The following is an 18795-nucleotide window of genomic DNA, read 5'->3' as shown; positions in this document are numbered from 1 at the left end:
CCGTCCGGTTCAGGCGTGCCCGAACGCGTCCCGCAGCGCCAGCGCGAACACCTGGAAGCTCAGGCTGGGACTCGCGTACGCCTCCAGCGCCTCCTGCACGGCGGTCAGGGCGGTATCCGCACGCGCGCGGACGTGCGGCGGCTGGTCCCGCCACGTGAAGCGCAGCGCCTCGGGATGCCACGCCGGGTCGAAGCGTTTCTCCAGCGCCTCGGCGGCCTCCAGCGCGGCCAGCAGGCTCTCGCCCAGCGCGTTCGTGAGTTCCCGCGCGTCCTGCAACGCCCCGCGCACGGTGTCCGGATCGTTCAGCACCCCGGCGCGCCCCGCGGCGAACGCCACGAGTTCCGGGTCCGGTGCCTGCCCGGCCCGCATCAGGGCGCGTTCCAGCGCCGGGTCGCTGGCGGGCGCGACGGTCAGGCGGGCGCTGCGGCTGACGATGGTGGGCAGCACCGACCGCAGGTCCTCCGCGAGGAACACGAACAGCGCCCCGTGCGGGGGTTCCTCCACCAGTTTCAGCAGGGCGTTCGCGGCCTCGGGACCCAGGTGCTCGGCGCCGTTCACGATCACGACGCGCCGACTGAAGGTGGGGCGGACCTCCAGGAACTCGAACACGTGCGTCTCGTACTCGCGGCTCTTGTCGCGGGCGGACAGCACCGCGCCGATGGGAATCAGCTTGCGGCGCGCGGCCTTGCCGGTGGTGGTCGTCGCGCGCGGCTCGACGAGCAGCAGGTCCGGGTGCGCGCCCGCCGCCAGCGCCCGGCACGACGGGCACGCCCCGCACGCCTCGCCGTACATGCCCCGCGCGCCCTGACAGTTGTGCTGCGCGGCCACGGCGCGCGCCACGTCCAGCTTACCGACGCGGGCCGGGCCGGTCAGCAGCAGCGCGTTCCCGCGGAAGGCGCCGGTCTGTTCCAGCAGCGGCCCATGCAGGTCAGCGGCCGTCATGGCGGCGTTCACTTACCGATCGCGAGCCGCGCGGCGAGCACCTGCGGCAGCCCGGCCTCCAGCGCCGCCTCCTGCGCCCGCCCGACGTCGTACGCCACGCGGAACACCTCGAAGTACCCGCGCGCGGAATCGTAGATGGCGTAACTGGCCTTCGGGTTCCCGTCGCGCGGCTGCCCGACGCTGCCGGGGTTCAGGATCACGCGGGTGCTGGGGGCCACCATGTAACTCCCGCCGTCCGGGAAGGCCTGCACCTTCACCCAGTCGCCCACCGGGGAGTTCAGCGTGGCGTACACGGCCGGGATGTGCGTGTGCCCCACGAACCCCAGGCGGCCCTGCCACTGCGTGAACGCCTCGCGGGCCGCCGGAACGGAATCCGCGTAGTGATCCAGGCTGACGGGCGTGCCGTGCCGGTAGCGGGCCCCCACGTCCGGGTCGTCGATGCCGTCCCGCCAGGTCCGCACCCAGTCCACGTCGCGGTCGGACAGGCGGGTCAGCTGCCAGGTCAGGGCGGCGCTCACGATGGATTCCTTCACGGCCTTGCGGCCATCGGCGTACTGCAGGAGCATGTCGTCGTGGTTGCCGAGCACGCACACGGCGTCCAGTTCCCGCAAGGCGTCCAGCACCTCGCGCGGGTGCGGGCCGTACCCCAGCGCGTCGCCGAGGTGCACGACCTGATCGTAGCGGCGCCCGGCGGCGTCGCTCAGGACCGCCTGCAGGGCGGTGTGGTTCGCGTGAATGTCAGACAGCAGCAGCAGCCGCACAGCGGAGATGATAGCGCGCCCGCTCAGGGCAGGACCGTCACGCGTCCCGCCTGCGGGTCCAGCCGCACCGGCGCGCCCAGCGGCAGGGTCAGCTGCGGACTGGTGTGCCCGAAGTCCACGTTCGCCACGACCGGCAGATCCCGGCGGTCCGCCTCGTGCAGGACGCGGCGCACCCAGGCGGACAGGTCCGCGACCATCTCGGGCGTGTACCCGCGCGGGCGGGCCAGCATCAGGCCCGCGAGACCGCCCAGAATGCCCTGCGCGGCGAGGTTCCGCAGCCAGTACCCCACCTGCCGGGGCGGGGGGACGTCCTCGCTGGTCTCCAGGGCCAGCACTGCCCCGCGCCACAGGGTGGGGTCCGGCCAGCCGGGCGTGCCGCTGAACATGTCCAGCACCTCGATGCAGCCGCCCAGCAGGTGCCCCTGCGCGGGCGCGTCGCCCTGCAGCCACACCCAGCCGTCGCCGGGCTGGAAGGTCCGCGGCGTCTCCTGCGCGGCCTCGTCCCGCCAGTCCGGGCTGACCTGCGTCCACTCCGGCGCGGGCGCCAGATCGAACGGCGCGGGCGGATCGATCAGAGCGCGCCTCACGCCCTGCACCACGAAGGGGTGCAGCCCACCGTTCTCCGCGAGGTCGGTCAGCAGTGCCGGGCCGTGATACGCCATGACCCCGGCACGCACGAACTGCGTCAGAGTCACGGTGGTATCGCTGAAGCCCAGCAGCGCCTTCGGGTGCGCGCGGATCACCTCCGGGCGGAGGAACGGCAGCAGGCGCACGCTGTCGTCCCCGCCGATGATGCTCACCATCCCGTGAATATCCGGCGACTCCAGCGCCCAGTGCAGGTCGTCCGCGCGGGCCTGCGGGTTCGCCGCCAGGAACGCCGGGCCGCGCAGCGCGTTCGGCGCGGCCACGACCTCCCACCCGAATTCCTGCGCGACCTGCCGCACCCCGGCGCGGTACCGGTTCATGACCTCGGTCACGAAACCGCTGGAGAGGCCCAGGGCCGCCACCCGCGACCCCGGAACCAGCCGGGGCGGACGCACGAAGCCCGTCAGCACTCCAGCACCAGCCAGTGCTCGGCGTGCACGCGGCCATCCCGCCTCACCGCGTCCGGCTGGGTGCCCCACACGCGGAACCCGCAGCGTTCGTACAGGCGCCGCGCGGCGTCCTGCGTGTCCATGACGGCGAGGTGCAGGGACGTCACGCCCGCCCACGAGCACGCCAGGGTCACCCCGGCCCGCACGAGCGCCTCGCCGAGGCCCTGCCCGCGCGCCTGCGGGGCGACGGACACGCCGTACACGTTCACGCGGTGCGCCAGCGGCGGGGCCGATTCGCGCATCAGAGTCAGCAGGCCCAGCAGTTGACCATCCACGACGGCCCCCAGCGTGACGCCCGCCGCGTCCGGCGCGAGGCGGGCCGCCAGTGCCTCCTCAGTCTGTGCCGCGAACTCCGGGGCAGTCATCAGGAACGCCGCCGGGTCCGTCTGCAATGCCGCCAGCCGCGCCACGCGGTACGCCGGGGCGTCCCCGGGCGTCAGGCGGCGGACCTGCACGGCGTTCAGGCGTGCTCCGGGACGCCGCCCAGACTCACGACCTGCGCGGGCGTCGGGCGAGTCGCGCCCGCCACGCGGTCCCGCCAGTTCAGGACGTGCCCGTCCACCCGCACGTTGCGGGTCAGGCGCAGATCCAGGTCCGTGACCAGCCAGCCCGTCTCGTTCCAGCCCAGCTGCGCCACGACGCCGTCCTCGGGCAGGACGTTGTCCGACGGGGCGTACACGCCCGCGGCCCCGTGCGCGTCCTCGACGGCGTACGTCCAGGGGGCGTCCGCGATCAGCGGGGCGTGTAGCGCGTAGCACTGGTTTTCCAGCGCGCGGGCCATGCTGCCCACCCGCACCCGCGTGAAGCCCGCGCGGCTCCCGGTGAAGGACGGCACGACCAGCAGTTCCGCGCCCGCCTCCGCCAGTTCGCGCGCCAGGGTGGGGAACTCGCTGTCGTAGCAGATGGCGATCCCGAAACGCAGCGTCCCGCCCGGCAGGGGCAGGTCGAAGACCGCCGCGCCCTCGCCCGGCGCGATGTCCCACTCCTCGGCCTCGAAACGGGTCATCAGCAGCTTGTCCTGATGCGCCTGCGTACCGTCCGGGCCGAACACGAACGCCCGGTTCACGAACACCCCGGCGTGCGCCACGGGGTAACTCCCGGCGACGATGCCCACCCCGTACTCGCGGGCCAGCCGGGCGTGCAGCGCCACGAACTCCGGCACGAACGCCTGCAACGCCGGGCGCATGCCCCGCACGTCATGGTGCAGGTCCTGCGGGAGCAGGCTGATCAGTTCCAGCGGCGCGTACTCCGGGAACACCAGCAGTCCCGCCCCCTGCGCCACGGCGTCCGCCACCCAGCGCGACACCTTCGCCTCGTACGCGGCCCAGTCCGCCAGGAAGTCCACCGGGTAAGCCGCCGCTGCCACCCGCACCACCTCTGCCCGCACGCCATCACTCATGCGCCCGAGTGTAGACCCCGCGCCCACGCCGCGCCGCCGCCAGATGACCTATCGGGGAGGGTATGGGTTGTGGGAACAACACCAGCAGCCGTCCTCCATTCCCCACGCTCTGCTAGCGTGCGGGCATGACCACGGCGGGCGCAGTCCGGGAGAGCGTGTGGGACGACCTGATGGGCAGGCAGGCCTGCGCGTACCCGCTGCCGCCGCACGGGCACTGCCCGAACTTCACGCACGCGAAGAAGGCCGCCGCGCAGCTCCTCGCGCACCCCGATCTGGAGGCGCGGCACACCCTGATCGTCGGGCCAGAACGCGCGCTGCTCCCGCTGCGGCAGCAGGCGCTGAAGGCCGGGAAGACGCTGTACGTCCCCCATCAGAAGAAGGACGGCTGGTACTGGCGCGTCACCGACCCGCGCGGCGCGCGCCTGAGCACCCTGCCGGAGTACGGCGAGCCCACCCTGACGCCCGACGGCGCGCAGGGGGCAGTCCTCGCGTGCGTCGCCGTGGACACGCGCGGCGCGCGGCTCGGGAAGGGCTTCGGCTGGGGCGCACGCGGCCTGCCGCTGGACCTGCCCGAGTACACCCTGGCGCACCCCCTGATGCTCCGGGAGGCCCTCCCCTGCCCCGCCGACTCGCACGTACACCTGATCGGGATGCCGGACCAGGTCCTGACCTGCCCACCCTGACCCCCCACCGGACGGAACCCCACCCCCACAAAGCGCGTACCATGCGGCATGAGCCAGCGAAGAACCAGCCCCGCCGTGCCCGCCCTGATCACGGTCGCCACCGTCGGCGTGGCCGCCGGCGCCGCGTACCTCGCCCGCACCCGCCAGCGCGAGCTCAAGGGCGCCGTTGTCAGCCGCGTCCTGGAACGCCCCGCCGGACGCAGCTCCTACACCGAACTGGCCCACAGCCTCGAAAGCAGCGGCACCCACCTCACCGGACGCGCCCAGCGCGCCGCCGACACCCACACCAACCGCGAAGTCCTCGCGCACATCATCGGCATCGAACGCTGGGGTCAGTACCGCCTCGGGGCCGCGCTCGGCAAACACCCCGAACTCACCGCGCCCTACCACACCCACCGCCCCCCCCAGGACACCACCCTGCCGCAACTTCAGGCGCTGATCACCAGCACCCGCGCCGCCACCGTCGACCTCGCCCGCCGCCTCCACAACCAGCCCCCGAACGACGACCTGACCATCCACCACAACAGCCTCGGCGCGCTGACCGCCAAGGCGTGGCTCCGCTACCTGATCCACCACGCCGACCTCGAGAGCCGCCGCCTGCGCGGGGCACCCACCCCCCAGGCAGGTGGGCTCACGGAAGGACCACACCAGCCCGCCGCAACGAAACTGTAAGACCCCACCACCTACCCTGAGGACGCCATGAGTGTCCTGAACAGCGTACTGACCGCCATTGTCACCGAAGGTGCCAGCGATATCCACCTGCGCACCGGCAGCGCCCCCGCCGGGCGCATCAACGGCGAGATCAAACGCTTCGGGGAAACCCGACTCGGCCACGAACACGTCGAGGCATTCACCCGCGAGATGATGACCCCCGCCATGTGGGACGACTTCGTCAACCGCCGCGAAGCCGACTTCGCGTACGGCATCTCCGGCCTCGCCCGCTTCCGCGTCAACGCCTACTGGCAGCGCGGCAGCATCGGCCTGATCATGCGCGTCATCGAGGACAAACCCATCCCCAGCTTCCAGCAGCTCGGCCTGCCTGTCGAGACCTTCGAACAGCTCGCGCAGCACGAACGCGGCCTGATCCTCGTCACCGGCCCCACCGGCAGCGGCAAGACCACCACCCTCGCCAGCCTGCTGGACCACATCAACGCCACCCAGCCCGTCAACATCGTCACCCTCGAAGACCCCATTGAGGTGCTGCACAAAGACCGCATGGCCATGATCAGCCAGCGCGAACTGGGCCTGGACACCATGAGCTTCGCCAACGGTCTGCGCGCCAGCATGCGCCAGGACCCTGACGTCATCCTCATCGGCGAGATGCGCGACAAGGAAACCGTCGAAGCCGCCCTGAGCGCCGCGCAGACCGGACACCTCGTCTTCAGCACCCTGCACACCCAGGACGCCATCCGCAGCGTCAACCGCATCATCGACTTCTTCGCTCCGCACGAACGCGACCAGATCCGCCAGGGTCTCAGCGAAAGCATCGTCGGCATCGTCAGCCAGCGCCTCCTGCCCAAAGTCGGCGGCGGCCGCGTCCTCGGCCTCGAAATCATGCTCGGCACCCCCACCGTCCGCGAATGCATCAAGGACCCCGAACGCATGGAAGAAATCAAACAGGCCCTCCAGGAAGGCGGCTCGCGCGGCATGCACACCTTCGATCAGCACCTCGCGCACCTCGTCCAGGAAGGCCTGATGCACGAGGACGACGCCCTGCAAAGCGCCACCAGCCCCCACGAACTCAAGATCATGATGATGCGCACCAAATACGCGTAAGCGGGAAAACCCCTCAGTCAGCTGCGCTGACAGCTCCCCTCACAGGGGAGCCTTTTTTATGCCCGGAGCGACAACTCGATCAGGGCCGCCACCCCCGGCAGGTTCCGTATGACCTCCACGTTCTGCACGCGCAGCACCCGAATGCCCGCCCCAGCCAGCACCCGCGACCGCTCGGCGTCATACGCCTGAGCCTCCACGCCGTCATGACTGCCGCCATCCACCTCCACGCACAACCTCGCGGACGGCGCGTAGAAATCCAGAATGAACCCCAGCAGCGGCACCTGCCGAAGAAACCGCCCGGGATGCGCCCGCAGCAGGTCGAACCACAACCGCCGCTCCGCAGACGTCATGGCCCGACGCAACTCACGCGCACGCGGCACCAGACGGCGCGAATGCAGGTCACGCATGATCCGCAGCGTAACCCCTCCGCCCCCTGCGGGAACCCCCTCAAGGGGAGGCAAAAACAGGCTCCCCTGTGAGGGGAGCTGGCAGCGCAGCTGACTGAGGGGTTCTCCGCGCAGCGGAGGGGTCAGCTCGCGCTTACGCCCGCATGCCCCCATTCTGTTTGTTCATCCAGGCGGGTGGTTTGGGGGCGAAGCGGCCGAGGATGGTCTGCTGGTCGTAGGCGAGGTACGCGTCGGCCCAGGGGAAGGTGTGGTTCAGGACGCGGATGGCGTCTGGGCTGCCCATGCCGTGGTCGAGTTGGTACAGGACGAACTGTTCGGGGGTCTCGAGGCGGAGGTAGGTGGGCATGCTGCCGGCGTGTTCGTCGAGGAGGCTCTGGAATTCGCCGAGGGCGTCGGGGGTGGCGTTCTCGAGGTCGATGGTGACGTACATGACTTTGGGAACTTCGCCGAGTTGTTCGGTGCTGACGACTTCCTCGGCGATGGCGCGCAGGCCGCCATCTTCCGATTCGAGTTCGACGATGACGAGGGCGGGAGTGTCGTTGACGAGTTTGTCCTGGATGCGGTCGTAGGCGCGGCTGAAGGCGACGAGTTCGGTCTGGCCTGATTCGTCGGCGAGGATGAAGCGGGCCATCATGCCGCCGGATTTGGTGGGTTTCTTGACGACGCTTTCGATCATGCCCGCGAGGACGGCCTTGATGCGTTTGCCGGGGGCGACGTTCTGCGTCTGGAACCACGTGTCGAGGTCGCTGATGCGGCAGCTGGCGGCTTCGCGCAGCCCTTCGTGCTGTTCGAGAGGGTGGCCGGAAATGTAGAGACCCAGGGCTTCTTTCTCGATGCTGAGGCGTTCCAGGTCGGTGTAGGGGGTGACGCCCGCCCTGAGTTTGGGTTCGGGGGCGACTTCCTGCGCGCCGAACAGGGCGTCCATGCCGCTGTTGGCGAGTGCGGCGGCACCCTGTGCCCAGGTCATGGATTCCTCGAGGCTCTCGAGGAGCTGGCGGCGGTCGCCGAACTGGTCGAACGCGCCGCTCTTGATGAGGCTTTCCATGGCTTTGCGGTTGCAGACCTTGTTGCCCAGGCGGGAGCAGAAGTCCGCGAGGCTCTTGAAGGCTCCGGCGCGTTCGCGTTCCTCGAGGATCTTCAGCACGGCGCCCTCGCCGAGGCCCTTGATGGCGTACAGGCCGAAGAGGATGTCCTGCCCGACGACCGCGAAGTCGGGCGCGGACTTGTTGATGTCGGGGGGGAGGACGTGGACGTCCATCTTGCGGGCGTCGCTGACGTACTCGGCGACCTTGTCGCTGTCCTTGCGTTCGACGGTCAGCAGGGCGGCCATGAACTGCACGGGGTAGTTCGCCTTGAGCCACGCCGTCTGGTACGTGATGACGCCGTACGCGGCGGAGTGGCTTTTGTTGAAGCCGTAGTTCGCGAACGCGTCGAGCAGGTCGAACAGTTTGTTCCCCTCGTCCTTGGGGACGCCGTTGCCGCCTGCGCCCTCGACGAAGATCTGCCGCTGGCGTTTCATCTCCTCGGCGTCCTTCTTGCCCATCGCGCGGCGCAGCAGGTCGGCCCCACCTAAGCTGAATCCGGCGACTTCGGAGGCGATCTGCATGATCTGCTCCTGGTACACGGGAATGCCGTACGTTTCGGCGAGGATCTTTTCGAGGTACTGGGCGCTGTTGGGGAAGCCGTCGCGGACGTAGTCCACCTGTTCGAGGCCGTGGTGGCGGCGGACGTAGGTGGGGATGTTCTCCATCGGGCCGGGGCGGTACAGCGCCGACAGGGCGATGATGTCCGCGAGGCGGCGCGGTTTGAGGCGCCTGGACGCGTCGGCGATCCCGGCCCCTTCAAGCTGGAAGACGCCCTTGGTGTCCCCGCGGCTGAGGAGTTCGTAGGTGCGGGCGTCGTCGAAGGGAATGTCGTCGAAGGTGCCGTACCTCTCCTCGAAGTCGGTGCCGGATTCCTTGAGGATGCGTTTGGCTTCGTCCAGGAAGGACAGGGTGCGCAGGCCCAGGAAGTCCATCTTGATCAGGCCGATGTCCTCGACGGCTTTCATGTCGTACTGGCAGACCATGCCCGCGCCTGAGGTGTCGCGCATGACGGGTACGAGGTCGGTCAGTTGCGTCTTGCCGATGACGACCCCGGCGGCGTGGACGCTGGCGTGGCGGGTCAGTCCTTCGAGTTTCTGCGCGAACTCGTACGCTTCTTTCAGCTGGGCGTCCTCGTTCAGCATCTGCTGGATGTCCGGCACGGCCTCGCGCGCCTGCTCGAGGCTGTAGCTCTTGCCGAACTTGATCGGAATGAGCTTCGACACCTTGTCGACCTTGGCGTACTCGAGGCCCATGACGCGCGCCACGTCCTTCAGGCACGCCTTGGACGCCATGGTCCCGAAGGTGGCGATCTGCGCGACCTTGTCCTCGCCGTACTTGTCCTGCACGTACTGGATGACTTCCGTGCGCCGCGCGTCGTTGAAGTCGATGTCGAAGTCCGGCATGGAGATGCGGTCGGGGTTCAGGAAGCGCTCGAACAGCAGCTCGAATTCCAGCGGGTCGAGGTTCGTGATGCGCATCGCGTACGCCACGAGCGACCCTGCGCCCGAGCCACGCCCCGGCCCGACGCTGATGTCCTGATCCTTGGCCCAGTTGATGTAGTCCGCGACGATCAGGAAGTAGTCGGGGAAGCCCATGTTGTTGATGACGCTCAGTTCGTACTCGGCGCGGCGCAGGATCACCAGCGCGTGCCGGTGGTGGGCGCGGGTGGTCTCCTCATCGTGCTCGCCGTCCAGGGCGATGCTGGTGTCGCTGTCCTTCTGCCCGGCGCGGCGGCAGTCCTCGTGCGCGTAGGCGGGGAGTGTCCCGGCCTCGCCCTCCTGTTCCATGAGTTCCAGCGCGGGGTACTTGGTGTACTTCTCCCCGGCAGCCTTGCCGCGCGCCTCCCATTCGCTGCCCGCGAAGGCCAGCAGGGTGTATAGCGTCTCTAGGTCACAGGTCTGAGGGTCGCAGTTCCCGGCGCGGTCCAGCACCTTCTGCGCGTCGGCGCCCAGCGCGGTCAGGGTGCGGGTCGCGTAGTCGCGCAGCAGCGCTTCCGTGGCGTGCGCCGGGTAGCGTTTCACGGTGCCCCGGTACGTCTGCACGCGCAGTTCCTCGGGCATGGTGCGGCCTTCGGGGATGGGCAGGGCGGGCATCTGATACACGCGTTTCTTGCCGACCGGGAGGTCCACGTTGCACATCTCGGCGATCAGGGCGGTGTTGTCGAAGGGTTCCTCGCCCCACTCGCTGACCGGCAGGGACGCCTGCATCTCCTCGAGGTTCTTCACGTAGAACTCGTCGCAGGGGAACTTGAAGCGGTTCTCGTCCGCCAGGGTCGCCTTCGTCTGGATGGCCAGCAGCGTCTCGTGCGCGGTGGCGTCGCTCTTCTTGACGTAGTGACCGTCGTTCGTGGCGACCATCCCGATCCCGAGTTCCTGCGCCCAGGCCCGCAGGATGGGGTTGTTGCGCTTCTGCTCGGGCAGCCCGTGATCCTGGATCTCGATGAAGTAGTTCTCGCCGAACAGCTCGCGGTACCACAGCAGGCGTTTCTTCGCGTCGTCCTCGCGGCCCTGCAGGAGCAGCTGCTGCACCTCGCTGCCCAGGCACCCGCTGAACGCAACCACGCCCTTGTGGTGCTCGCGCAGCAGTTCGTGATCGATACGCGGCTTGTAGTAGTAGCCTTCCGTGTACCCGCGGGAACTCAGGCGGCAGAGGTTCTGGTACCCCTCGAAGTCACGGGCGAGCAGCGTCAGGTGAAAGATGCCCTTCTCGCCGTCCTGCGCGCGCGTCCGGTCGCGGCGGGTGCCCTCGCCCGGCACGACGTACGCCTCGTACCCGATGATCGGCTTGACGCCCATCCCGGTCGCGTAGTTGTAGAAGTGCACCGCGCCGTGCATGTTCCCGTGGTCCGTCATGGCCAGCGCCGGGGTCTGCCCTTCCGGCGTGACCTCCTTGGCCCACTTGAGGAGGTCCTTGAGTTTCGCCGCGCCGTCCAGCAGCGAGTACTGCGTGTGCTGGTGCAGGTGCGCGAACTTCTTGGGGGTGCAGCAGGAGCCGTCCGGAACGTGAATGTGAGGCTTCGCGGAATCGGCAGGCGCGGTCATCCAATCAGGATAGAGCCCGCCCGGTCACGGCGCTGTGACACCGGGACTTGACGCGCCGGGCGTCACGATCAGCACCGAATGGAACGCCTGACCCCGCAGCCAGGAGGACAGATCAGGGGCCGGGGCCGCGCCTGATTCCGGGGCCGGGTCGCGCCGGGACACGGCGGTCACGGTGAACGGCTGGGTGTCGTCCTCGGTGATGCGGCGCAGCGGCACGGTCCACTGCCCGCCCGTCACGCCGCCCGCCTGCCGGAAGGGCAGGTTCAGCGCGGGGGCCCCTACCGGCTGCCCGGCGTCCGTGTAGGTGCGCCGCTCGCCTTGCACCCACGCGCGCACCGTGTCCGCGAAGGACCGCCCCTGCGGGAAGTCCTGCCACGCCACCAGACACAGCGAGTCCGGCTGCACGCGGCCTGCCGGGAAGTCCCGGCAGCTGACCCGCGTGAAGCCCAGCGCAGCGGCCGAGGTCCACTGACCGCTCGTGGTGTAGCGCGCCACCTGCGTCCCGCGATCCCGCGAGCCCCACGCGAACATGGCCCCGACCAGTGCCAGCGGCACGGCGTACAGCAGCGCGGCCCGCCACAGCGGCAGGGGCGGCAGCGCGGGCAGGCTCCGCAGCTCCGGGTTCCGCCAGAGTTGCATGGGCGCGGCGGCCTTCCCCAGGGTGCCGAAGGCCCCCCAGTAGGCGTGCGCGTACGCACCGAAGAACAGCGCCTGCACCAGGAACCACCACGGGAACAGCGCCACGACCCGGTCCGCCAGCCGCGACAGGGGACTGCTGACCAGCAGCACGACCAGTCCGGCCAGCATTCCCAGCAGGAACACCCCCTGCAGGACCAGCATCAGCCGCAGCGGGCCGGGGCGCGGACGGAACTGCGGGCCGTCCTCACGGGCCAGGGTCGAGGTACGCTCAGTCATCGGCGCGCTCCAGGGTGGCCTGCGCCAGGGGCAGCGCCGCGTCGGGCAGGGGCGCGGCGCGGCCCACGATCACCGGCCCGTCGTACCGCAACGTGAACGGCACCTGCCGCAAGCCAGCGCGCAGCGTAATCTTCGCCTCCCCCATCACGCGGTCTCCCTGGCGGGTCAGGGACAGGGTGCCGCCCGCGACCCGACCCCCAGCTGCCGTGACCGCCGACTGCAGGAGTTCGGCCATCAGGGGGCCGTCCACGTTCGCCTGCACGCACCGGTTGCCCCGCACCGGACAGAGCGCCTCGATCAGTTCGAGGTCGCGGGCCGACCGATTGAAGGCAGTCCAGGCCGTGAGGTTCACGTCGCGCGTCAGCTCACGGTCGATCAGGAACGTACCGCCCAGCAGCAGCGCCAGGGTGGGCAGCAGGTAGAAGGGCAGCGAGGCCCGCCAGTCCCGGACCGGCCGTTCCCCCCGCACGGGCCACAGGGCGTGCAGCAGGACGCCGGTCACCGCGCCCCAGCTCAGGGCCACACTGATCAGGTTCAGCCAGGGAAAGCCGGCATCCGCACGCTGCACGTCCACCAGCAGGGAGCGGGTCTGCACCGCAGCGCCCAGCCCCAGCAGAGCTGCAGTCGTCAGCAGGTGCCGGCTGAGAGTCATCGGGCTGCACCCTACCAGTCCCGGCGCGGCCCGGCTGCCTCATCTGCGGTCAGGACCCTCATGGGCCGACAAGGCTGCCCTGCAGTAAGAACCCTGCAAGGGCAGGCGGGGCACGCTGTGCTCATGAGACCGGGACAGGTGGAGTTGCGGGTGGCGTACGCGCTGTTCGCCCTCTTGATCCTGGAGTCCTTTCTGGTGGCGTGGCTGGTGCCGCGCCCGCAGGCATTCGTGGTGGTCCTGCCTCCCCTGGCGACGCTGGGCGTGGCGGCGTGGCTGGCGCCGCGCGTGGTGCGGCTGGTGCGCGGGCACCGCGAGTTGAAGGACGCGTACGCGCACGAGCTGGGCTTCGCGAGGCAGCTGATGGAATCCGTCGAGCACGGCCTGACCGTCACGGACGAGGACGGCCGGTTCGTGTTCGTGAACCGCGCGTACGCCCGCATGCTGGGCGTGACGCCCGAGCGGGTGCTGGGCCGCACGCCGTTCGAGTTCACGCTGCCTGAAGATCACGAGACGCTGACCCAGGCGCGGGATCAGCGGGACCTGGGCACGACCAGCACGTACCGCACCCGGCTGCGCCGCCCGGACGGATCGCTCCTGGAGGTCGCCGTGACGGGTTCACCCCGCTGGCTCGCGGGGCGGATCGTGGGGAACGTGGCGGCCGTGGTGCCGCTCCGGGAACTCCGTGAGGCAGGGGACGGCAACGACCGCAGCTTCTGACCACAGACTTCAGAGGCCAGCCCCAGGGCGCCTTCGGCGGCTGCGGTCGTCGGTCACCCGCTCCGCGACACCGCTGAAACGAGCGGAGCGGGTCCCCGTTCAGCCCTGTGGTTGGAAGTGGCAGTGAAGGGCAAGCAGCACGTCCTTCACTGGAACGGGTGACCGCTGTCACAGCAGAATTCAGAGGTCTTGAAGGGTTGTCTCCATATCTCTGAATTGAGCGGACTCGAAGAGCTGCGCCGCAGAGCGAGCACCTGAGAAGGACAGCGGTTGGAGGTGGAGCCCTGGGGCGTGGTGTTGGCCCCTGGGCGGAACTGGAAACCGCTGTCAGTACAGTTTGTCGAGCACGTCGTCTTTCATGACGAAGGCGTTGTCGCGGGTGGGGAACTCGCGGGCGCGGACCTCGGCGGCGTACGCGGCGATGGCCTCGCGGGCGGCGCGGCCCAGTTCGGCGTAGCGTTTGGCGATCTTCTTCTCCTCGCCCTCGTAGATGCCGAGCAGGTCGTGCGTGACGAGCACCTGCCCGTCGCAGCCGACGCCCGCGCCGATGCCGATGGTGGGCACCGTCAGACGCTCGCTGATGAGGCGCGCCAGCCGCGCGGGGATGGCCTCCAGCACGACGCTGAACGCCCCGGCTTCCTCGAGCGCCAGGGCGCCGTCCAGGGTGGCGCGGGCGGTCGCGTCGTCCTTGCCCTGTACGCGCAGGCCACCCTGCGCGGTGGCGGTCTGCGGCATCAGGCCCACGTGGCCCATGACGGGAATGCCGTTGCGGGTCAGGGTCTGCACGACCTGCAGGATCTCGGGGGTTGACCCCTCCATCTTGATGGCGTCCGCGCCGGTCTCCTGGATGACGCGCACGGCGTTGCGCATGGCGTCCTGCACGCCGGTGTGGTACGTCCCGAAGGGCAGGTCCACGACCATGAACGTGTCTGGGGCGCCGCGGCGCACGGCGCGCGCGTGGTGGATCATGTCGCCCAGCGTGACGGGCGCGGTGCTGTCGTAGCCCAGCACGACGTTCCCCAAGCTGTCGCCGACCAGGATCAGGTCCACGCCGGCGGCCTGCGCGTGCTTCCCGCCGGGGTAGTCGTACGCGGTCACCATGACCAGCGGCTGCGCGGAGTGCTGCAACTCCGGAATGCTGCGTTTCATGCCCGGAGCGTAGCAGGGCCCGCGGGAGGAGAACGGTGACCGGCGCGGGGAACAGGGCGGTGCGGTCTGCCCCGGCGTCAGTCCTCCACGTCGGCGAGGTTCATGGCGCGCAGTTCGGGGGCCAGCGCGGCGGTGGCGGCGACGACGATCAGCGTGACGAGACCGCCCAGCCAGACGCTGCGGGCGGTGCCGAGCAGGCGCGCGGCGACGCCGCTCTCGAACGCGCCGAGTTCGTTGCTGGCCCCGATGAACATGCCGCTGACGGCGTTCACGCGGCCGCGCATGTGATCCGGGGTGTTCAGCTGCAGGGTGGCGCTGCGGATGACCATGCTGATCCCGTCGAACACCCCGGCGGCGACCAGGGCCACGACGCTCAGGGCGAGGCTGCGGGACAGGCCGAAGACGATCATGCTGACGCCGAAGCCCGCGACGGCCAGCAGTAGCGTGCGGCCCGCGCCCTGCCCTGGGGGGCGGCGGGTGGCGAACAGCATGACGGCCAGCGCGCCGACGCTGGGCGCCGCGACCAGCAGGCCCAGCCCGGTGGGGCCGACGCGCAGGATGTCGCTGGCAAACACGGGCAGCAGAGCGATGGCCCCGCCGAACAGCACGCTGAACAGGTCCAGGGCCATGCTGCCGACCAGCACCTGCCGCTGCAGGACGAACGCGAGGCCCACCTTGATGCTCTGGCCCAGTGGTTCGCCGGGCGTGAAGGCGGGGCGGCCCTTGCTCTTCACGGAGACCACGCAGCCCAGCGAGACCAGGAACAACCCCAGCGCGAAGGCGTAGGCCGCCTGCGGGCCGCGCCACGCGTACAGCGCGCCGCCCAGGGCAGGGCCGATGATCGCGGCGGCCTGCCACGCGCTGGATCTCCAGGCGCTGGCGCGCAGCAGCAGCTCGCGCGGCACGACCTGCGCCTGGAACGCGGGCAGGGCTGGGTCGGAGAAGCCCCGCGCGACGCCCAGCGCGAAGATCAGTGCCAGCAGCGGCCCGATGCCCCCCGTCTGGGCGTGCGGGGCGTACAGCGCAAACAGGAGTGCGCACAGCACCTCCACGCCGATGGTCAGGAGCAGGATGCGGCGCCGGTCCGTCCGGTCGGCGACGACGCCGCCCAGCAGCGCGAGGCTCAGGGCGGGAATGGCCTCCACGAGACCCAGCAGGCCCAGCGTGAGGGGGTCTTTCGTGAGCTGGTACATCTGGTACGCGACCGTCAGGGCGACGGCGCGCGAGGCGAGGGTGCTGGTAACGGCCGCGACGAGCATGGCGCGGAATTCCGGGTAGGCCAGCACGTCCCGCCCGGCCGGGGGGGTGGGGTCAGGCGTCGGGGCGGGGACGGTCACCGCGTGAGTGTACGCACGTCCTCTCCTTCTCGGCGCGGCGCGGGTCACACAGAGCAGCATCCAGAGGTCCTGAGGGACACCCGCAAGATCTCTGAATCGAGCAGAGCGAGCACCTGAGCAAGGCAGTGGTTGGAGGTGAAGGACGTGCTGTTCGCGCTTCGATGGACCTGAGCACCGCTGGAACAGGACAAGGGGCGACCCGTCTCAGGCCGCCCCCGGTTCTGTGGCCGTCGCGTCAGCTCTTGATGACCTCGCCGTAGCTGTGCAGCACGAGGTAGATGATCCAGCCGGTCACGGCGACGTACAGCCACACCGGGACCGTCCAGCGGACCCAGGCGCGGTGCTTGTTGAAGTACCCGCGCGCGGCGGGCAGGTCAATGTTGTTCAGGGTGCGGGCGGCCTTCAGGCCCTTGTACGCGTTCCACAGGGCGCCCAGCGCGAGCGGGAGGTTCGCGGCGGCCAGGATGATGTGGCTGATCAGCAGCGCGAAGTACGCCGCGCGCCACTCCTCGGGTCCGGCGTATTTCTTCTCGTAGCCCAGGCCCAGGCGGGTCAGGTACAGCACCAGGAAGATGGTGGCGAGGCTGGTGGCGATGATCATGGCGCGCATGTGCGCCTCTCGCAGGCCCCGCTTGATGAGGTACACGCCCACGCACAGGGCCAGGCCGCTCAGGACGATCGTGATGACCGCCCACTGGTTGATGGTTTCCGCCATAGTCCCGCCCAGTGTACGGGCGTGGCCGCAGGTCAGGTGTCCGGGGCGGGGTGTGCGTCCGCCGGGGGGTGGGGGGACAATTCTCAGCGGGGGGGCACGCATAGAATGCCCGGAGGTAGACCCCCGCCCTGGCCCCCGTGGCCGGGCCTGACGGGCGGCGAGGATGGTGACGATGAGTGGAACGCTGACAGTTCCGCGCGCCCGCGCGGGCGTGTGGCTCCCCCGACTGGCGTGGGCGGCGCTGATCTATAACGTGCTGGTGATCCTGTGGGGCGCGGTGGTGCGTATCACGGGGGCCGGGGCGGGCTGCGGGGATCACTGGCCGCTGTGTAACGGCGTGGTGGTCCCGCAGAGCCCCACGCTGCATACCGTGATCGAGTTCAGTCACCGCCTGACGAGCATGGCCAGCGGCCTGCTGGCGATCGCGCTGATCGTCGTGGCGTTCCGGGCGGTGCCCAGGGGCCACCCGGCGCGGCTGGGCGCAGTGGTGTCGTTCGGGCTGATCCTGCTCGAGGGGCTGGTGGGAGGCGTGCAGGTGCTGCTGGGCCTGACGGCCGACAGTACCGATCCGGCGCGTGGGTTCGTGCAGGGTATTCACCTCGCGAATACGTTCCTGCTGCTGGCGGCGCTGCTACTCACGGCGCTGTGGGCGGGCGGCGCGCCGGGCCTGCGGCTGCGCCGTCAGGGGCTGGTGGGCGGCTGGAGTTACGTGGGCCTGGGCCTGATGCTGGTGCTGGGCATGGCGGGCGCCGTGACGGCGCTGGGGGACCTGCTGTTCCTCCCGGCGGATGGCAGCACGCCCATCGAGACGGTCAAGCGGGACTTCGCGGTGACCGCGTCGGTGATCGAGAACCTGCGGGTGGTGCACCCCATGCTGGCGGTGCTGACCAGTGCGTTCCTGGTGTGGCTGGGCGTGTTCCTGCGCCGCGAACGGCCGGGCGCCGGGGTGCAGCGCTGGAGCGCCGTGGTGTGGGGCCTGCTGGCCGCGCAGATGGTGGCGGGCTTCGCGAACGTGACCCTGAAGGCGCCGGGCTGGATGCAGCTGGTGCACCTGCTGCTGGCGCTGGGCCTGTGGCTGGCGCTGGTGATGCTGGTGTACCGCGCGCTGACGGGTCTGTCGGTGCAGGGGCGCGCTAGGGTAGGGGGGAACGTATGACGACTTCCGATCCCATCCCCGCTGACCGCGTGCCCGCCCGGGCGACGTGGCGGGATTACCTGTCGCTGACCAAACCGAAGGTCATCAGCCTGCTGCTGTGGACGACCATCACGGCGATGTTCATGGCCGAGCGCGGTGTGCCGGACCTGTGGCTGCTGGTCGTCGTGAGTCTGGCCGGGTACATGTCGGCCGGGTCGGCGGGCGTGTTCAACATGATCATCGACCGGGACATCGACCTGAAGATGGCCCGTACGGCGCAGCGGCCCACGACCAGCGGCCTGATCAGCACGCGGGACGCCGCCGCGTTCGGCGGGGCGCTGCAGATCCTGTCGTTCGCCATGCTGTGGGTGTGGGCCACGCCCCTGAGTGCGTGGATGAGCCTCGCGGGCTTCCTGACGTACGTGGTGGTGTACACGCAGCTGCTCAAGCGCAACACCTGGCACAACATCGTGCTGGGCGGCGCGGCCGGGTGCTTCCCGCCGCTGGTGGGCTGGGCGGCGGTGACCGGGGACCTGAACCTGTTCGCGTGGTTCCTGTTCGCGATCATCTTCTTCTGGACGCCCGTGCACTTCTGGGCGCTGGCGCTGATGATCAAGGAGGAGTACCGCGAGGTCGGCATTCCCATGCTGCCCGTCGTGCACGGCGACAAGCTGACGGTCGCGCAGATCGGGCTGTACGCGATCTACACGGTGGTGCTGTCGATCATGCCGGTGTTCTTCCGGGAGGTCGGGGCGATCTACTTCGTGTCGGCGGCCGGGCTGGGTGGGTGGCTGCTGGTGCTGTCCTGGCGCCTGTACCGGCACGTGATGGCCGGAAAGGCCGTCGAGCGCAAGGTGGCGGTGCCGCTGTACCTGTACTCGATGCTGTACCTGGCGCTGCTGTTCGTGGCGGCGGCGGCCGACCGGATGATCTTCGCGGCGCTGAGCTGAATCTTCCCGCGCGGCGCGGCCCCTGCCTCACGTAGGA

At 69.9% G+C, this 18795-nt stretch carries 18 protein-coding genes; 6 read left to right on the top strand and 12 right to left on the bottom strand.

The window, feature by feature from the left end:
• Positions 1 to 9: 9 nt before the first annotated feature.
• From IEY69_RS12420 to IEY69_RS12400, 5 genes are read right to left on the bottom strand one after another with little or no spacing between them, the layout of a single operon-like run.
• On the bottom strand, positions 10 to 942 hold the full coding sequence (locus tag IEY69_RS12420; protein ID WP_189073471.1) for a DNA polymerase III delta subunit-related protein: 933 nt from the start codon (positions 940 to 942) through the stop codon (positions 10 to 12).
• Positions 943 to 950: 8 nt separating this feature from the next.
• The gene (locus IEY69_RS12415; RefSeq protein ID WP_189073564.1) at positions 951 to 1712 is read right to left on the bottom strand and encodes a metallophosphoesterase family protein; all 762 of its coding nucleotides are present in this window, start codon (positions 1710 to 1712) and stop codon (positions 951 to 953) included.
• A 14-nt stretch (positions 1713 to 1726) separates the two neighbouring features.
• The gene (locus IEY69_RS12410; RefSeq protein ID WP_229783919.1) at positions 1727 to 2743 is read right to left on the bottom strand and encodes a S66 family peptidase; all 1017 of its coding nucleotides are present in this window, start codon (positions 2741 to 2743) and stop codon (positions 1727 to 1729) included.
• 8 nt (positions 2744 to 2751) lie between these two features.
• Positions 2752 to 3252 carry a GNAT family N-acetyltransferase gene (locus IEY69_RS12405; RefSeq protein WP_229783917.1) on the bottom strand — a complete coding sequence of 167 codons (501 nt, stop codon included), beginning with the start codon at positions 3250 to 3252 and terminating at the stop codon, positions 2752 to 2754.
• Positions 3253 to 3257: 5 nt separating this feature from the next.
• Entirely contained in the window at positions 3258 to 4196 is a 939-nt protein-coding gene (locus IEY69_RS12400) for a carbon-nitrogen hydrolase family protein (protein ID WP_189073469.1), read from the bottom strand.
• 125 nt (positions 4197 to 4321) lie between these two features.
• Here IEY69_RS12400 and IEY69_RS12395 point away from each other — a divergent pair, with 125 nt between their 5' ends.
• Genes IEY69_RS12395 through IEY69_RS12385 form a run of 3 tightly spaced genes read left to right on the top strand, consistent with a single transcriptional unit; the run spans position 4322 to position 6655 of the window.
• Positions 4322 to 4879: a 5-formyltetrahydrofolate cyclo-ligase gene (locus IEY69_RS12395; RefSeq protein WP_189073468.1), complete on the top strand. Its 558-nt coding sequence runs from the start codon at positions 4322 to 4324 to the stop codon at positions 4877 to 4879.
• Between the two features lie 48 nt (positions 4880 to 4927).
• Positions 4928 to 5551 carry a DinB family protein gene (locus IEY69_RS12390; RefSeq protein WP_189073467.1) on the top strand — a complete coding sequence of 208 codons (624 nt, stop codon included), beginning with the start codon at positions 4928 to 4930 and terminating at the stop codon, positions 5549 to 5551.
• 27 nt (positions 5552 to 5578) lie between these two features.
• A complete protein-coding gene (locus IEY69_RS12385) occupies positions 5579 to 6655 on the top strand; it encodes a PilT/PilU family type 4a pilus ATPase (protein WP_189073466.1) in 1077 nt (358 codons plus the stop codon).
• Positions 6656 to 6711: 56 nt separating this feature from the next.
• Here IEY69_RS12385 and IEY69_RS12380 read toward each other — a convergent pair whose 3' ends face one another.
• The 4 genes from IEY69_RS12380 to IEY69_RS12365 form a co-directional block, all read right to left on the bottom strand.
• On the bottom strand, positions 6712 to 7062 hold the full coding sequence (locus IEY69_RS12380; RefSeq protein WP_189073465.1) for an endonuclease domain-containing protein: 351 nt from the start codon (positions 7060 to 7062) through the stop codon (positions 6712 to 6714).
• Between the two features lie 133 nt (positions 7063 to 7195).
• A complete protein-coding gene (gene dnaE / locus IEY69_RS12375; RefSeq protein ID WP_189073464.1) occupies positions 7196 to 11188 on the bottom strand; it encodes a DNA polymerase III subunit alpha in 3993 nt (1330 codons plus the stop codon).
• A 24-nt stretch (positions 11189 to 11212) separates the two neighbouring features.
• Positions 11213 to 12103: a hypothetical protein gene (locus IEY69_RS12370; RefSeq protein WP_189073463.1), complete on the bottom strand. Its 891-nt coding sequence runs from the start codon at positions 12101 to 12103 to the stop codon at positions 11213 to 11215.
• Positions 12096 to 12755 (bottom strand): hypothetical protein, encoded by a 660-nt coding sequence (locus IEY69_RS12365; protein ID WP_189073462.1) that lies wholly within the window; start codon positions 12753 to 12755, stop codon positions 12096 to 12098. The genes IEY69_RS12370 and IEY69_RS12365 overlap by 8 nt, the downstream gene beginning before the upstream one ends.
• Positions 12756 to 12878: 123 nt before the next feature.
• On the opposite strand from IEY69_RS12365, the gene IEY69_RS12360 reads away from it, so the two are divergent.
• The gene (locus IEY69_RS12360) at positions 12879 to 13472 is read left to right on the top strand and encodes a PAS domain S-box protein (RefSeq protein ID WP_189073461.1); all 594 of its coding nucleotides are present in this window, start codon (positions 12879 to 12881) and stop codon (positions 13470 to 13472) included.
• A 327-nt stretch (positions 13473 to 13799) separates the two neighbouring features.
• On the opposite strand, the gene panB is transcribed toward IEY69_RS12360, so the two are convergent.
• The 3 genes from panB to IEY69_RS12345 form a co-directional block, all read right to left on the bottom strand.
• On the bottom strand, positions 13800 to 14621 hold the full coding sequence (panB, locus tag IEY69_RS12355) for a 3-methyl-2-oxobutanoate hydroxymethyltransferase (protein WP_189073460.1): 822 nt from the start codon (positions 14619 to 14621) through the stop codon (positions 13800 to 13802).
• Between the two features lie 77 nt (positions 14622 to 14698).
• Positions 14699 to 15958, bottom strand: a complete 1260-nt coding sequence (locus IEY69_RS12350; RefSeq protein WP_229783916.1) for an MFS transporter — start codon at positions 15956 to 15958, stop codon at positions 14699 to 14701.
• 235 nt (positions 15959 to 16193) lie between these two features.
• Positions 16194 to 16673, bottom strand: coding sequence for a DUF420 domain-containing protein (locus tag IEY69_RS12345; RefSeq protein ID WP_189073458.1), 480 nt, complete (start codon positions 16671 to 16673; stop codon positions 16194 to 16196).
• Between the two features lie 172 nt (positions 16674 to 16845).
• Between IEY69_RS12345 and IEY69_RS12340 the strand changes: the two genes are divergently transcribed.
• The gene (locus tag IEY69_RS12340; RefSeq protein ID WP_189073457.1) at positions 16846 to 17829 is read left to right on the top strand and encodes a COX15/CtaA family protein; all 984 of its coding nucleotides are present in this window, start codon (positions 16846 to 16848) and stop codon (positions 17827 to 17829) included.
• Positions 17826 to 18758 (top strand): heme o synthase, encoded by a 933-nt coding sequence (locus tag IEY69_RS12335; RefSeq protein ID WP_189073456.1) that lies wholly within the window; start codon positions 17826 to 17828, stop codon positions 18756 to 18758. Before IEY69_RS12340 ends, IEY69_RS12335 begins: the two co-directional genes overlap by 4 nt.
• Positions 18759 to 18795 lie beyond the last annotated feature (37 nt).

The organism is Deinococcus sedimenti, from assembly GCF_014648135.1.
GTDB lineage: Bacteria > Deinococcota > Deinococci > Deinococcales > Deinococcaceae > Deinococcus > Deinococcus sedimenti.
Note: the sequence above shows the minus strand (reverse complement) of the source record. Positions and strands in the feature narration are given on the sequence as shown.